The organism is Acidithrix sp. C25, assembly GCF_904848545.2.
The window spans coordinates 354,050-369,007 of the sequence record NZ_CAJHCI020000007.1 but is presented as its reverse complement, the minus strand read 5'-3'; the positions used below and the strand labels follow the sequence as shown (position 1 = coordinate 369,007).

At 46.2% G+C, this 14,958-nt stretch carries 12 protein-coding genes; 5 read left to right on the top strand and 7 right to left on the bottom strand.

Features of this window, described 5'->3' with window-relative positions:
- Positions 1 to 5: 5 nt before the first annotated feature.
- Both ACIDITHRIX25_RS83210 and ACIDITHRIX25_RS83205 read left to right on the top strand, forming a co-directional pair.
- Positions 6 to 1,220: a sensor histidine kinase gene (locus tag ACIDITHRIX25_RS83210; RefSeq protein ID WP_201731966.1), complete on the top strand. Its 1,215-nt coding sequence runs from the start codon at positions 6 to 8 to the stop codon at positions 1,218 to 1,220.
- Positions 1,159 to 1,860, top strand: a complete 702-nt coding sequence (locus ACIDITHRIX25_RS83205) for a response regulator transcription factor (RefSeq protein WP_201731965.1) — start codon at positions 1,159 to 1,161, stop codon at positions 1,858 to 1,860. The genes ACIDITHRIX25_RS83210 and ACIDITHRIX25_RS83205 overlap by 62 nt, the downstream gene beginning before the upstream one ends.
- Before the next feature lie 125 nt (positions 1,861 to 1,985).
- Here ACIDITHRIX25_RS83205 and ACIDITHRIX25_RS83200 read toward each other — a convergent pair whose 3' ends face one another.
- Positions 1,986 to 3,131, bottom strand: a complete 1,146-nt coding sequence (locus ACIDITHRIX25_RS83200) for an EAL and HDOD domain-containing protein (protein ID WP_349632175.1) — start codon at positions 3,129 to 3,131, stop codon at positions 1,986 to 1,988.
- A 1,837-nt stretch (positions 3,132 to 4,968) separates the two neighbouring features.
- Here ACIDITHRIX25_RS83200 and ACIDITHRIX25_RS83195 point away from each other — a divergent pair.
- Positions 4,969 to 5,802: an HDOD domain-containing protein gene (locus tag ACIDITHRIX25_RS83195; RefSeq protein WP_213333476.1), complete on the top strand. Its 834-nt coding sequence runs from the start codon at positions 4,969 to 4,971 to the stop codon at positions 5,800 to 5,802.
- Positions 5,803 to 5,827: 25 nt separating this feature from the next.
- Here the strand turns inward: ACIDITHRIX25_RS83195 and ACIDITHRIX25_RS83190 are convergent, their stop codons facing one another.
- The 5 genes from ACIDITHRIX25_RS83190 to ACIDITHRIX25_RS83170 all read right to left on the bottom strand — a co-directional run bounded on the left by ACIDITHRIX25_RS83190 (position 5,828) and on the right by ACIDITHRIX25_RS83170 (position 11,084).
- On the bottom strand, positions 5,828 to 6,013 hold the full coding sequence (locus tag ACIDITHRIX25_RS83190; RefSeq protein ID WP_052607232.1) for a hypothetical protein: 186 nt from the start codon (positions 6,011 to 6,013) through the stop codon (positions 5,828 to 5,830).
- 88 nt (positions 6,014 to 6,101) lie between these two features.
- On the bottom strand, positions 6,102 to 6,512 hold the full coding sequence (locus ACIDITHRIX25_RS83185; RefSeq protein ID WP_201731962.1) for a hypothetical protein: 411 nt from the start codon (positions 6,510 to 6,512) through the stop codon (positions 6,102 to 6,104).
- A 34-nt stretch (positions 6,513 to 6,546) separates the two neighbouring features.
- Positions 6,547 to 9,126: a penicillin acylase family protein gene (locus tag ACIDITHRIX25_RS83180; protein WP_201731961.1), complete on the bottom strand. Its 2,580-nt coding sequence runs from the start codon at positions 9,124 to 9,126 to the stop codon at positions 6,547 to 6,549.
- Positions 9,127 to 9,553: 427 nt separating this feature from the next.
- Complete coding sequence (locus ACIDITHRIX25_RS83175; protein ID WP_201731960.1) at positions 9,554 to 9,994, bottom strand: hypothetical protein; 441 nt, start codon at positions 9,992 to 9,994, stop codon at positions 9,554 to 9,556.
- The gene (locus ACIDITHRIX25_RS83170; RefSeq protein ID WP_213333475.1) at positions 9,984 to 11,084 is read right to left on the bottom strand and encodes a lysylphosphatidylglycerol synthase transmembrane domain-containing protein; all 1,101 of its coding nucleotides are present in this window, start codon (positions 11,082 to 11,084) and stop codon (positions 9,984 to 9,986) included. The genes ACIDITHRIX25_RS83175 and ACIDITHRIX25_RS83170 overlap by 11 nt, the downstream gene beginning before the upstream one ends.
- A gap of 360 nt (positions 11,085 to 11,444) precedes the next feature.
- Between ACIDITHRIX25_RS83170 and ACIDITHRIX25_RS83165 the strand changes: the two genes are divergently transcribed.
- Both ACIDITHRIX25_RS83165 and ACIDITHRIX25_RS83160 read left to right on the top strand, forming a co-directional pair.
- Positions 11,445 to 12,683, top strand: a complete 1,239-nt coding sequence (locus ACIDITHRIX25_RS83165) for an NAD(P)/FAD-dependent oxidoreductase (RefSeq protein WP_201731958.1) — start codon at positions 11,445 to 11,447, stop codon at positions 12,681 to 12,683.
- A 134-nt stretch (positions 12,684 to 12,817) separates the two neighbouring features.
- Positions 12,818 to 14,194 carry an acyl-CoA carboxylase subunit beta gene (locus ACIDITHRIX25_RS83160; RefSeq protein WP_201731957.1) on the top strand — a complete coding sequence of 459 codons (1,377 nt, stop codon included), beginning with the start codon at positions 12,818 to 12,820 and terminating at the stop codon, positions 14,192 to 14,194.
- 2 nt (positions 14,195 to 14,196) lie between these two features.
- Here the strand turns inward: ACIDITHRIX25_RS83160 and ACIDITHRIX25_RS83155 are convergent, their stop codons facing one another.
- Positions 14,197 to 14,865, bottom strand: coding sequence for a DsbA family oxidoreductase (locus ACIDITHRIX25_RS83155; RefSeq protein WP_201731956.1), 669 nt, complete (start codon positions 14,863 to 14,865; stop codon positions 14,197 to 14,199).
- Positions 14,866 to 14,958 lie beyond the last annotated feature (93 nt).

Below are 14,958 nucleotides of genomic sequence, written 5' to 3'. Positions count from 1 at the left end.
AAACAATGGGAATTTCAACCGACAAGATCTTATCTAGATCGCCCTACCTCATTGGGAATGGAAAGCGCCGATCGACAATCGCTTTCGGCGCTTTGATCGCCTTTTTGATGATCGTGAACGTCGCAATTATGTTTCACGAGCTTGGATCGGTGCCCTCCACTAAGCAAACTGTGGTAGTCATCTACTCAATGGCGGGGTTGATCGGCATTGCCCTACTTTCGCTATCTCGACGATGGCCAACTTTTACGGTGGCCATCGTCTTAATCTTTACAGTAATAGAACGATCATCTCAATACCAGACGGTCTATCCAATTCCACTTCTTATTGGAATCTTCGCCTTTTCGGTCCTTAAGCCACCAAAGAAGATCATCGTGATGGCTGCGGTAGTTACCGTGGCATATTTTATTGATTCGGTAGCACTAGGCATTGGTCACTATTTGGTAAGAGGCGCCTTAGCCGCACTCTCAATCGTTGTTCCGGTTTCATCATTTGGACTTTGGATTGGGACAAATCAAGCCTACGTTAAAGAACTTCGAGACAGATCGGCGCAGCTAGAAAGAGAAAGAGAGCTTTTAGCCGCTCAAGCTGTAAATGATGAGAGGGTTAGAATCGCCCGAGACCTCCACGATGTAGTAGCTCATCACGTCTCGCTAATGATAGTCCAAGCAGGTGCGATCAGGGAGTCGCTACCGCCTGCATCTCCACTTAGGGATTCGCTTGATCAGCTTGCAGATACCGGGCGAGGAGCTATGTCTGAGATGCGCCGCATGCTCAATGTACTTCGAAATGACCGAGAAAATTCAATACTACCTCTCTCGCCAGCACCCGGAATACACGAGATAGAAGCTCTAGTTAGCCGAGCGAACGATGCCGGTTACGCGATCAACTATCGAATAAAGGGCCAAGCGATAGATTTATCAGAGACCCTAGGAACAACGGTCTTCCGGGTAGTCCAAGAATCTCTAACCAATATCGTAAAGTACGGTATCGGAGTAAGTGGTTTTGTAGAGGTCGAATATCGAGGCAAGGAACTTGCCATAACAATAGAAAACTACGGACCGTTTCGCCACCACCTAGGGGGCGATGGCCATGGAATCGCTGGAATGAAAGAACGTGTAAACCTGTTCAACGGCTCTCTCGATGCAGGATATGCATCCGATGATATCTTTCGAGTCGAAGCTCAGATTCCACTTTCCAAAAAGGGAGAACAAGTTGATTAAAGTGGTCATAGCAGACGATCAGCCCCTCATGCGGTCGGGATTTAGGATGATCTTAGAGGCCCAGGAAGATATCAAGGTTGTCGCAGAGGCTGGTGACGGAGCCACGGCGGTATCGTTGTGCGAAACATATCATCCAGATATTGCACTCATGGACATAAGAATGCCCATTTTGGACGGCCTCAAGGCAACACGGCAAATAAAAGATACCAAAGTTCTAATTCTTACTACCTTCAATCTTGATGAATACGTCATAGGCGCACTTCGTGCAGGTGCAAGTGGCTTCCTTTTAAAGGATGCCACTCCCCAAGAATTAGTGAGATCTGTTCGAGCAGTAGCTGCTGGAGATGCCGCCCTAGCTCCAGAGATAACCCGATTGGTCCTTGAAATGGTCCGAGTCCCCCAACAAGATGAAGTGATTGCAAATCGTGCGATAGAAGGTCTAAGCGCTCGTGAGATGGAAGTCCTAAAACTTCTAGCGCAAGGAATGTCGAATTCAGAAGTTGCGGAAAGACTTTTTGTCTCTGAAACCACAGTAAAAAGTCACGTATCTCACCTTTTAGCTAAACTCGGTCTTAGGGATCGTGTTCAAGCCGTCGTAATGGCCTACGAACTCGGAATCATACGTCCCGGAGAGAAATGAATACCAGCAGGATTATCAATAAACGATAAAAACTGATTATTGAATTCCATGAATGACTTTCGATGGCACAAAAGGCTCGTCCCAAACCATCGCTATCTCCAAAGCGGTCGCCGATCTTGCCCGTCTCACGCTAAAAGGGAGGAGACCAGCGCCCTCGTCATCTGGTCGCCCCACTCTACAGCATCTAAATAGACCAGTTGCAACTTTGAGATAGGGATATTGTGTTGGCTAGCAAAATCATCCTCGAGTTCGCCGCTGCCCAAGAATCCGAGCTGGAGAAATTCTGCCTCAGCCAAAATCTTGCCCAGATCACCCTCAAGGAATAGAGCTGCTGAAGCAACCTCTGGATCAATCGGCAGACCAGCCAGGACCTCCTGCACCGGCACCCCCAGCAAAAGGTCGAGACTTGAAAGCAGACCAGTTGTATATGCAGCATTGGCTAGCTCTGGATCTACGAAGATTGCTAGTTGCTCGCAAAGGCGAGCTCTAATAAGCGCAGTCGCAATACGCTGATCGGGTATGTTCGCGGGCTCCACCAAAAGCATCAAGGTAACCCAGGTCTGCAACCTTCTCCAGCCCAGCAAAGCAATCGCCTCATTTAGAGATCTAATCGATCGCTTCATACCGTAAAATGATCCTTCGCTCGCACCTTGAAGAACCCTATAGGCTAAGGCCGGATCTCTCTGGACAATGCACGCAACCTCATCTAAAGTCGAAGCGGGTTTATTGAGTTCCGCTGCTAGACGAATATTGGTAAGATTCGCTGGAGCAAGAGTCCTTCCTTCAATTAGCTGGGGCCTCGAAAGGACATAACCCTGAAAAAAGCTAAAACCCATTTCAGTGAATCTCTCTAGTTCTTCCCAGGTCTCCACCTTTAAGGCGATGGTATTGATATGGAATCTTTTAGCTACCCTAATCAGCTCTGTAATCTCGTCATCACTCCACCTTTGAATATCCACCTTAATAAAATCCACAACCTCCAGGAGCTTCTCTACACCATCGAACCACTCAAAATCATCTAGAGCTAGTAAAAAACCTTCGTTCGAAAGTCTACGTAACGCTATAGCCAATTCATCGTCTTGTAGAATTGTCCGAGGGATCTCGAGCACAGTACGATCCGGGGGGAAAACTATAGGCACCTCCCCTGCTATGATGCGATGATCGGCGTTGAGAAACAAAAGTGCCTCACCGGTAATCCGTTCGATTCCCAGGACAAAAGCATCGACCATCAATTGAGCCGTCATTAGGTCCCCTTTGTCTTGAGAAGCCATAGGGCTTCCTTTCAGCCTCCCCCGAAACAACAATTCATACCCAACAACTTCAAGGAGTCGATCAAATATAGGCTGACGCGCCAGTATCGATTCATTACTCACGGCCGTCTGGTCCATATGCGCATGTGCAAAACTATCCATTTGTTCATTGTCAACCAAACCTTACGGTCTAACTTCATCGCATTCCAAAATTAATCCCAAAAATACAACTTTCTTACAACGAACATCGGAACTACCGAGACTTTGAAGACCCAACTCCATATGTGAATTTATCGGCAAATAAAGCAGTTTCATAAATGATATTAAAACCATATACATCAAAAAAAGTTTGTCATCCACGGAACTCCCGAATAAAAGTCACTAAAAATTTAGGCGGAATAATAAATGCCTTGGCCTCCAAAAGGATTTGTTCAAAGCCATCTTCAAATGACATGATTCAAAATGATCGGTCATATATCGGACCATGTCGAACTTCTTAGCGGCTTAAACCTCTAAATCAATTCTCGTGCAATTTGGCTTTGGGGTAATTTTGCGGTGCTACATTGAAGATGAACAAATATACCATACAGTAAAGGCAGCATATATATTTGGCGCGCTCTCGGTCATGAATCCTTTTTATTGAACACAAAATCGAAAGTTTAAAAGCTCTTTGACGTCGCCGACGTTGCATACAAAAAGATATCAAGATAGCAAAAGGGGCCGGACGGGCACATTATCATTTCGATATTCAGCAAAGTCTGGCGTCACCATGGCCAACAAGCTAACCTATCTAACCGATTTAAAGTCAACACAAATGGCTTATGAACCCAATATCGCCTCCGTCCCAAATAAACTAGCAAACCATAATGTCTAATAATCTAGAAAATAGTAACAAGCAAACCAATCTTGATAATTGCTAAAAGCAAAAATACCTAAAACTAAAAAGTAATTATTAGGTCAGTAATTAGATACTAGTTCTTAGGTTGAAGCGAAATGTAGCAAGAAAAACTCCTCCTAAATACACGCAATGAAACATATTCCTATGTAGAAATCGATAAAATCTCCTCAATCAGAGCCACCTCTAACCGACCAATCGGTCATAAGTGTAGGCATAATCTTATAAATAAAGACTTTTTGGCAACTGCCGAGCATAGCAAAAACCATCGATCGATATTCACGGCGAGTCGGGGTCAACCGGTGCTAAACAGCCAACCCCAAAGATGCGAACCAATGGGTCCAGATAAAGATGAAGGGATTCGATCAATTTAACTATCGTCGTCTAAGAGGTGGCCCTTTTCTTCTTAAAAAACGAGTTCCAGGCACGCATCTATCTGGTGCTCGATTGAAAAGATGGCGCTTTTCGAATAAAAAATCTATTCATCAAAGTAGATTCTCTAGAACAAGTCACCTTGAGCTAATCAATGCGAAAATCACCGATCTTAAAATCTGCCCAAGTTGTCTTTGCGCTCAGCAAGCGAGATGGCGATGCCGGGAGTCAAACAACACTCAAATACACTTTCGCCCGAAAGCTCGTGCCAAAGCACAGCAATCTTCCAAATAGGCCCTGCTCAACTACCCGTTACCTTCATCTAGCAGGAACAAAAATAACAAATTCGCAATCGATACGGGCCAGCTTTGGTAATTTGCTACTGCAGAAACCATCCTGTAACAGACTCTCGAAGGGAGCGCTGTTCGATTTAGACAAACAGTCAAAATGTTATTGACCCGAGCGTACCATCATCATCGGTCGATGGCCCATAAATGCTGACAAAAGAGTCAAAAAAAAATTAATTTGAAGACGCTTGGATGACGATTAGATCATAGGAAAAATTTGAAGCAACCCAACAAGGAGTTCGATGTGCCGCCATCACTCGATGAACTAATCGATCAATTTGACAACGTTACTTCCAGTGAAAGCACTGGGGCAGCCGTGCTTGAACTGCTCCTAGACACTGATATCTCGGTCGGTGAAATAGCTTCGGCTATCGAGGAAGACCCTTCGTTTTCGAGACAACTAATTTCAATGGCGAACTCTCCGCACTACAAAAGAGCCAACGCCACCAATCACCTTCCGACTGCCATCTGTCGCCTGGGGCTATCCACGCTGGAAGCCTTGTCGGCAATGACCATCGTTGACCACGTAGCACCTCTAAAATGGTCAGACTGGTCTAATGCTTTGAGCGTAGCTTATGGATCTTCTAACCTCGCTAGACGCTATCGAGAGGACTCTACAAGTGCATTCAGCGCTGGACTGCTCCACAATGCGGGAGAGATCGTCATGGCCCACATCGATCCAAGCGGATACGAAGTTATCCTATCAGAATGCAAAAACACCGCAAATGCCCGAACCATACAAAAGATAAAGTCAATGGAGATAGAACTCTTCGGCATAGACCACTGCCATTTAGCAGCAGAACTGATGAAACGCCTCCACTTTTCGCCTGACGTAATAGCAGCGATCGCTCACCATCGTGATTTTCAAATCGCGACCGATCCACTCTCAAGGAGCGTGGCCGGAGGGGCCAGGCTGTCTAGCCTTCGAACCATGAGCCCTGAGGCAATGCCATCGGATCTATTGCTTCCGATGGGTATGGATATAAATGACGCCCTTGACCTTGCAATTGAGGCAAGGACTAAGGCTATCGAGACACTAGGCATCTCTGACACCACATTAGGACTTTTGGTAATTTAGCCTGATGGCAAGCATTGCAAAAATATTAAATGTTTCTGGACCCCTTAGAAGATCCTCTTCTCGTCTTTGAGACAAAAAATCCAGCGCCAACCACTACAACCACCAGTACAAAGCCAAAAAATAGCGATGTCATGAGATGAAGTACCCAATTTATAGCCAATATAGCTACTAGTGCAGCCGCACCAATTCCGGCAAATTTAGCGATTCGCATCTTTGCTCCTTATCTATTGAATAAAAATTATCATATCTCCAAAGCCTGTGAATTCCTTTGGAACTACACAAGCAATTGAAAAAATCATTCATCGCTGCAAGAAGCTCCAGCGGGTCACCTCTAAAAAAAAGGCCCTAATCGAGTGGCCAAAAAAGTACCCAGCCGAAACGAAGATCACCCCAACCAAAATAGAGATAACAAAAGGAATAATAAACAAGGAGCCTAACCCAACAAGTTCAGCTACTGCCCTTGCGTTGCCAATAACGTCAAGCCCCATCAAAGCCTTAAAGAGCATCTCCAAAAGAAATGAGACTGTCGATGCGTAGATCAGATAGCGATATCCACGACGTAGCTTGACCAACCCAAAGATCAGGCCCAGCACTATTGTCAGCCCCCAAAGGCCCGAGATTGATATAAGAACCATCACTGCCGTCAAAGTTCCGACAATCAGATATTGCAGCTTTGATGACTTTTTCTGGACTATGGATGGATCAATCATTGAACTACCTTCCAATAAAATGCGAACATAGTGGTCATCGAAGCGTCCAAAGCGCTATCGCCGAGCTCGCAGAGGTTGGAACCATTGGCAGATAACGACCTTGACGCCACGCTAAAGCCTGGTTGGAATATAGCGGTGATATAGGATTCTCGCTTTGGCCACCTGGAATAATACCAACGAACTTAACTCCCAATTCGCCGACCATTCGCCAACTCGGACCGGCAGTGCTCAATAGGTTCCCATCGGCTGCATCTACAGTCCAGGAGTCACCTGCGCCTGGGAACGGCCCATAAGAGAACTGCTTTACTTGAGCCAATGAGACGAACTCGCGTTTATGAACCTTTCCCCACTCGATAGCTGACAAAGAACTGCCATAGGCCTTGTCAAGCTGCGTCACGGTCTGGACGAAAGCTTTGAAGATGATCTTGTTCCTGCTCTGGCCCGAAGTAATCGAGGTATTAAATATTCCCGTAGAGGAAGGGTGTAAAGAAGCAGCCTCTATATCTTCGACAAGTGCAGTCGAGGGAGTTCCCACTACTAAATTTGGATCCTTGGCCGTTGGTACTCCAGAACGAGACCATAACCCTCCAAAGGTATCTGTCATGTAATTCTGGAGGAAGTACCACCAAATCGTTGCCGCAGAAGAAGTCGTGTCCATCGAATAATTCCACTTCTCAAGACTCGACAAATACTGTTTGTAGAGTGGCGATAGTGTGAATGCGCCACTTGGATTCGAAGAAGCAACAGCACCCTTAATCAGCGGCACAATCTCACTAGCAAGTAAATCAACGTTGTTCGACTGGAGTGCCTCCATTTGAGCCATCGTCACTTTTTTCGTACTTGACAGAACTTTCTTTATGGTGCGAGCTCTAAATCCGTTGGAAAAAAAGTTAGCTGAGGTTCCTATGTAATATGGATACTTTGAGGTAACCTCGCGCTGATTGGCCGAAAATGCAAAGTGCGTAGGTGGATCATAGACCATTGGAACTTGGGAATAAGGTATAGTACCCACTACATCGTTTGAGCCATTTCCAGAGAGAGGCAGCCAAGGTCTCGCCGCTTTCACCTGAGGATAGATGCCAGGAGCCACAATTCCTATATTCCCATGGACATCTGCGTAAGCAAAGTTCTGTGTGGGGGCGAGCCAAGTCTTGAGTGAATTGCGAAATTGACTAAAGTTGCTAGATCTCCAGACACCAATCATGGCGCTTAGATCTCCCGAGGGAAGTGCACCCGTCCAATAGACCGAATCTGAAATGCCAAATTTTGAGAGTATCGGACCGTGTACAGTCAGACGAACTTGGTAACTCTTGTAGCCACCACCCCTAAGTGGAATCTTGTAATTAATTACATTCATCTTTCGCCACTTGGATTTCCAGAAATACTCACCGGGTCGACTTGGCGATGTCACCTCTTGATAAAAAAAGGTTGCTTGATTTTGGGTATTAGTTAAGCTCCAGGCAATATTTTTATTATGACCAATTAAAATTCCCGGCAGACCTGGAATTCCAACGCCGGAGATATCAATAGTGGGAGAAGATGCAACCATCTGATACCAAACCGAGGGCAAAGACTGGTGCAAATGCGGATCTCCGGCGATCATCGCATGTCCATTAGCCGACTTAGTGGAGTCCACAACCCAATTATTCGAGTTGCCGCCAACACTTTTGAGTAAGGGCTGGGACGAATTGACCCAATTGAGAATCGATAGATCCACATTTTTCAAAGAAGTAGCTGAAAGCTTGACCGACGATCGCTTCTTAGGTTTGTTCATGACCGTCTTAGCCGCGATAGCTCGACCTGTCGAATTTGGGGTTGTCCCAGGAATGACCTGTGTAATCGGCGAGAGTGGTGCCTTCTTATATGGTCCCAAATCATACGGTGCCTGAGGGTTGTTTGCTACCACTGGAAAGAGCGCCATTGTCTTGGTGTAGCCCAATGACTTCTCTAATAACTGATAGTCGATTGAGGTTACATTGAAATCTAAAACCTGGGTCAAATCCCCTTCAATCAAGAGCGAATCGATCGGCGTCCAATTTGCTGGGGTGTACTTCAGAAGTTTGAATTGCGCAGGCAGGTTGCGATTGGACTTGAACTGCGAAATTTGATAATTGACCCCCGCGGCATAGGCAAGCAAATCCTTGCCCAAAGCCGACTTGCTCCCTATCTTCTTCCACTCAGCTGCAGCGGTTCGATTCAATCCCAAGGTCAGCTCAAGTTCATCGTTGGACAGAGCGCTGTTGCCAACTATCTGAGTCAGAGTTCCCGAAGCCTCTCTGCGGAGTAGATCCATCTCAAAAAGACGAAAGTGGGCATGAATATAACCCATTGCTTCAAAGAGATCATGGTCAGAACTGGCATTTATGGTGGGTACTCCGTTGGCATCAAATGCTACAGTTACGGCCGAGTTCAATCCGGGGAGGCGAAGCGTCTGCGTAACAGGAGGTTTTGCATTATTGGCCATAGTCCAAACCCCTAGAAAAGGATTAAATGTATTTCCAAGAGATGGAACCGTTCCATAACCTGAGATTCCCAGGGATATGGTTACAACAAGAACTAGCGTTGCCACAATAAGCTTGGCAATAGCACGCCCCTTATTCTTGCTTATAGACAACTTCTACTACTTTCCTAAAAAATTCAAGAACTTCCGGCACTCTTTCAAAGATCTACCCCAAAGGAAATTCTCAATCCCTTGTGGTTCGAACGACCACTTCACACCAAGGCGTAATCAAATCGATCCACTGCATGAACATACCATTCTTTTGCTGGCCCGTTGCCCCCAGAATTAGATTTTAAAGAGGTGGTTGACAACTCAATCAGTCAATTCGGGGCCAAGCACCCACATGGCTAAGCCAAATCATAGGCCCAGCCCATTATGGCCCATTGATACAAAAACGAGAGTTAAAAACTTTAAAGCCCTAAGGTCAACTAATTTGCTAGGCGCTTTTAACTCACGACAGATACCTAATCAATAGTCACCATATCTAGGAGTGCTCAGTTCTAGCCAATTGCCGTCATACCTTCAACCGGGCATATGAGCGTTAAATTAGAAACGAAAATGAATGGGCAAACTTATAAGGAAGCGACTTTGGATGTCGGATAGCTAGAACTTTAGATTGCGCCAAGGTATAGATTACGATTTCGAAATTTCCAAGAACTCGATCTTTCTCCTTTACTATAGAGAACTTCGAATTTGCATCTGGAAGTTGAAAAGCAACAACGCAGACGTGAGATCCTGCACCCTTGCCAAGACTTTTCTCAAACCGCCTCACGATATTGTATGGGAGAAGTTTGACCCCTAAGAGGTGCGCATTTTTACCCGCCACATGAAATGAGGCCGGTAACGCCACAAAACACGATGCAGAAGACGTGCCCAACCCAGCCGATGCACCCCCACAGGATGACAAAAGCAAAGCTAAAGAAAGTAAACTTGCCGCTCCAAGAAGCCGCGCCTTAGAGCCAACTTGAAATCTAACTCTCATTTAGATCACCATTTAAAATTTCAACGGGCAAAGATTCAGCTATTGGAGTTGAACTTCGCCGCCGTGCAAAGGAAGTCCAAAGGTATGCGCCCCAGCCAATTGGAATCGTCATCCAAAAGCTTATCAAGCGATAGATCAAAACCGCTGCTACCGCCGACTCTTGAGCGCCCCCATAGGCGACTAGCGCTATGGAAAGACTCCCCTCCACCACTCCTAGTCCGCCCGGTGTAATCGGCAAATTCGCTGCCAGCTGTCCTGCACCGTAGGCGAGAAGCAAGCCTCGCCAGGGAATCGATTGATTGATGGCATAGTATGCAAGCACGAGAACACTCGCATCAAACACCCAATTCAAGGTTGCAACAAATGTCGCCAGTAAGACTCGTCTCAGCGTTGGCCGCGTCTCTTGAAAGGATTGACAGAGCGCATCTACTTCCCCTATGCCTCCTCTTGGTAGGCGAATAAGTCTGTATGTCAACCCCAGAGATGGTCTAATTATCTTTATCAAAATCGAGGGTGAAGATATCAGCCAAGAGAGGCCAACCATTACGACCAACACTCCAGGAATTACCAAAATGAGATCCAAGAACTCCGAACTTCTAATCGAATCAAAGACTCCGATCAAAGCAAGAACAGCCAATCCAGCGCCTGAAAGAAGATTGGTGGAGATTATCACCCAACTATCGAAGATCGAATCGGCCCCCATTTGGCGATATTCACGAAAACTGTAGATCGAAGAAAAGGCCGTGCCTCCAGGAACGCAATTGTTGATGGTGGTCGTAGCTATCGAGATCGCTACAGGATGGAAAAAGCCAGTTCGTAAAAGACGGGTTCGTAAAAGCAAAATCGTAAAGATGCCAAAGGCCAGCACGGAAGCACCTTCTGCGAAGATCGCTAGAACTATATATGGCCACTGCGCAGACTCAATCAGCTCGAGAGAGCCCCCAAGTTCGCCAGACTGCCCACTGATTACATAGACACCAAAGGCCAAAACCCCAATGGCAAAGGCCGAACCAAGAATCCGTCGAGCTCGACGATTCGACTTCAAACCACGAATCCCATTGGATGATCGCGCCGAATTATTTGTCTTCAAGGAATGCAATTCATCACTCTCTAAAGAGACCACCAGAGGCAAAGTCTCAAGGCTTCTGCGCTAATGGAGCTTAGTTACTTTGGCAATATAGCCATTGTAACGACCAAGTATTAACTAAACCTTGGAAGACCAAAAGCACCCCTAGGCACTCACATCAATAATTACATCGACAAATCAATCTCGCCACAAAAGAATATGGGATATTTTCTTGGCCCAGTGTCGCCTTTTGGATTAGCGTCTCTAGCTCATGAGAGAATTACTCTCTGTTGACTCGAGAGTCAAAAAGGCATTTTCCCACCCTAGGCTAACCTCTTAAAAGAACCAGAAATAGAGCCAAGAGTAAATTTAGGATGTTTGAGCGTGATCAGTAAAAAGATTTCAATCGTTGGAGGTGGTTTGGCTGGGCTGTCTGCCGGCTTCTACCTCAAACAAAATGGCTTCGATATCTCGATCTTCGAGGCAAGCGACCGGATCGGAGGAATTGTAGCCACAGATTCAGTAGAGGGTTTTTACTTAGATCGCGGCTTTCAAATCCTAATAGATTCATATCCTGACTTTCGCAGAATTGTTGATCCCTCTAAAATCAACCTAAAACCATTTACCAAAGGTGTCCACTTCGTAGATTCGAATGGTTCTCAGGAGTTGATGAAGTTTCCCGAATCATCCCGGGATCTTATCGATGCAGTCAATCTGGTCAAATCCTTTTCGATTGGAGAGTTATATCCCCTTGCGAAAATCGCCTTTGACCTTCTCAAAGGGCGGCGGGACTCTTACTTCTACATGAAAGAGCAGTCTTCGCTTGGTTATCTACAAAAAGCTGGCGTCTCCGCCTCGGTAATCAACCGATATTTCAGACCATTCTTCAAGGGTGTCTTTTTAGAGGACGACCTCAGCACCTCCTACCGAATGTTATTATTCACTCTTTCAAACTTTCTAACTGGCCATAGCGTAATTCCAGATACTGGAATGGCTGAGATACCAAGTCAGATCGCATCAAATATCGAACCAGAAGATATCCATCTCAACTCAAAGGTAAGATCCGTGTCGGACCGATCGATTACCCTAGAAGATGGAAGCGAGCGTCCCCATGACTTTGTGGTAGTCGCTACAAAACCAGATCAAGCAAACCTTCTTCTGGGCAACAACGCCAAGGTGAACTATCGAAGCGTTGCGTGCCACTATTTTGCAACCGAGATAGAACTTTCAAATGAGCCAACCGTAGTAATACCACGAATGCCCGAGATAGATTTGGCAACCGTAGTTCAACTCGATGCGATTTCAAAAAGCTATGCACCAAAAGGTGTCCATCTAATCTCGGCATCTACCCTAAAGCCAGATATGGACCCAGATGTAATAAGTGATCAGATTGCTATAGTCCTAGGAATTGAAAAAAACGAGCTTAGCCACATAAGAAGCTACGAAATCAAAGACGCTTTACCTGTAGTTTTTAGCTCTGGAAACGTTGGCGACCCATACTTTTTGAATGTATCTCAAAGAACTTTTCTAGCTGGCGACTATCTCCAGAATCCATCCATCGATGGAGCATTGAAGTCCGGACGACTTGCCAGTCAAGCAATAATGAGCTCCAAGCTAGCCTGAAGGTCAAAACGGCGATACAAGACTTGATAGACCAATTCAAAATGACAGATTCCGGTTCGCTTCAGATGGCCTAGAATCTCGTTAAATAAGTTTCATTTTTTGAAAACTAAAAGAACAGGCAAGGACAAAGACGAATGATCTTGGATAGAAATGAGACATCTCGGTCCCAACCACAATTCGGATTAGGAATTAGAATTCCCGGAAGCACCGTAACTGGGATCGAAACCATAGCAGGTAGGCCGGCAATGGTTATCTCATCTATTCCAGCGCCAAACAGAGGAGCCCTAACCCAAGAAGACGGCATCAAGATCGCTAACGCAATCAAAGTAGCAGTTAAAAACGAGCTCCCAATTGTTCTTTATCTATCGACATCTGGAGCGTCAATACATGACGGAATTGCTGCACTAAATGGTTGGGGGCGAGCCGCTAGGGAACTCGCGGCAGCCTCTGGCGTTGTGCCAATCTTAGCCGGACTATTTGGCCCTGCAGTTAGCGGACCCGCACTATTGCTTGGTCTGGCTGACATTGTGATCTCCACACCGGACTCCTATGCCTTTGTCTCTGGTCCAGAGATGGTAAAAGGATACACAGGTGTTGAAGTCGCTGCCGTTGACCTTGGTGGCTCCTACACACTAGCCACCAAAACTGGAGTTAGCCATCTTGAAGCCCAGAACATGCAGGAGATGAAAGAACAGGTGGAAGAGATTCTTTCAATTCTTCCACGTTCTACAAACTACGTCTCCCAAGTGATTGAAACGAATGACCCAGTCGGGCGATTATGCGACTCTTTGACATCGTTGATCCCTAACTCGCCCACTGGATCATACGACGTTAGGGACATAATCTCTGAAATCGTTGACGACGAATATTTTCTCGAACTTCGTCCACTTTGGGCACCCCAGCTAGTTACGGGGATAGCTCGAATAGGCGGTCATGCTGTAGGAATACTAGCCAATCAACCACGAGTCCTCGCTGGCACCTTAGACATTCCAGCCTCACAAAAAGGTGCTCGGTTCGTAAGATTCTGCGATGCCTTTAACCTACCGCTAATATCATTGGAGGATACCCCAGGTTTTCTGCCGGGGAAAGACGTCGAATGGCGAGGAATGATTCGCCATGGCGCCGAACTTGCCTTTTCATATGCAGCTTGCGGAGTTCCGAGGATATGCCTGATTTTAAGAAAAGCATATGGGGGTGCTTACATCGTGATGGATTCCAAGGGAATGGGTTCAGACGTAGTGTTCGCATGGCCATCGGCTGAAATCGCCGTTATGGGCGCACAAGGGGCAGCCCAAATACTAATGAGACGAGCAACCAACCAAGAAAGAGCCCAGTATCAGGAGGATTATCAGGCTAGATATCTCACTCCATACATAGCTGCCGAACGGGGCTTTGTCGACGAAGTCATCGAACCCAGAGATACGCGCAAATCCATAGCTTTGGCGCTGGAACTAATTATAGCCAAAAAAGAGAGTATCCGCATGGCAAAACATGCCAACTCACCGATGTAGCTTTAGATGCTCTTCCATACTCGGGCCGAGAGATAGGGCTTTAGCCTCTGTGCGAGTTCAGCGTCATCGCTAGCATTGCGCGGCTTCTTGAGTTCATAGAGATTGTCAACAGAGACAAACAGACACACCATATCAAGGAGATCGAGAGCCTTTTGACCTTTGGGCGGGGGAAATACGACTGGCCCAAAGAAGGTATGGTCACCATTGAAGGTAATGGTAGGCACGCCAAATGCGCCGTGGGCCTCACGTACAAAATCATGATCTTTTCGCACTATGTCGATTGCCTCTTGAGAATGGATAGATGAAAGCACAAGCTCGGAGTCAATCCCCACCTTCCCTGCGAACCGAGTAGCAGCTTCCAGGGTGTGAATAGGTTCACCCCTGAGATGTATTGCGGAGCCAACCTCAAAGTAAAAGTCATCAGCCAATTTAGGATCTAACTTTTTAGCGAGTGCTGCCACCTTCATCAGGGAGAATCCAAAAGACCAATCACGCTCCCAGGGGTGCTTCTTGCCCTTCTCCAAATTGATCTCTTCTAAAGAAAAAAATCGAAAGTCGATCGATAATCCATAGTGATGGGCGACCTCCCGCATCCAAAGAGATGTTGCAAAGGCAAATGGGCACATTGGGTCGTAAAAAAATTCGACACGTTCTATCTCCGATGCCTTCACTTTTCTCCTTAGCGTTCTCAATTGACAAAATTTAGGTGAGAACCAAATCTACAAAGGCAATATCACCAAAGCCACCGTCACCAATTGTGGAAT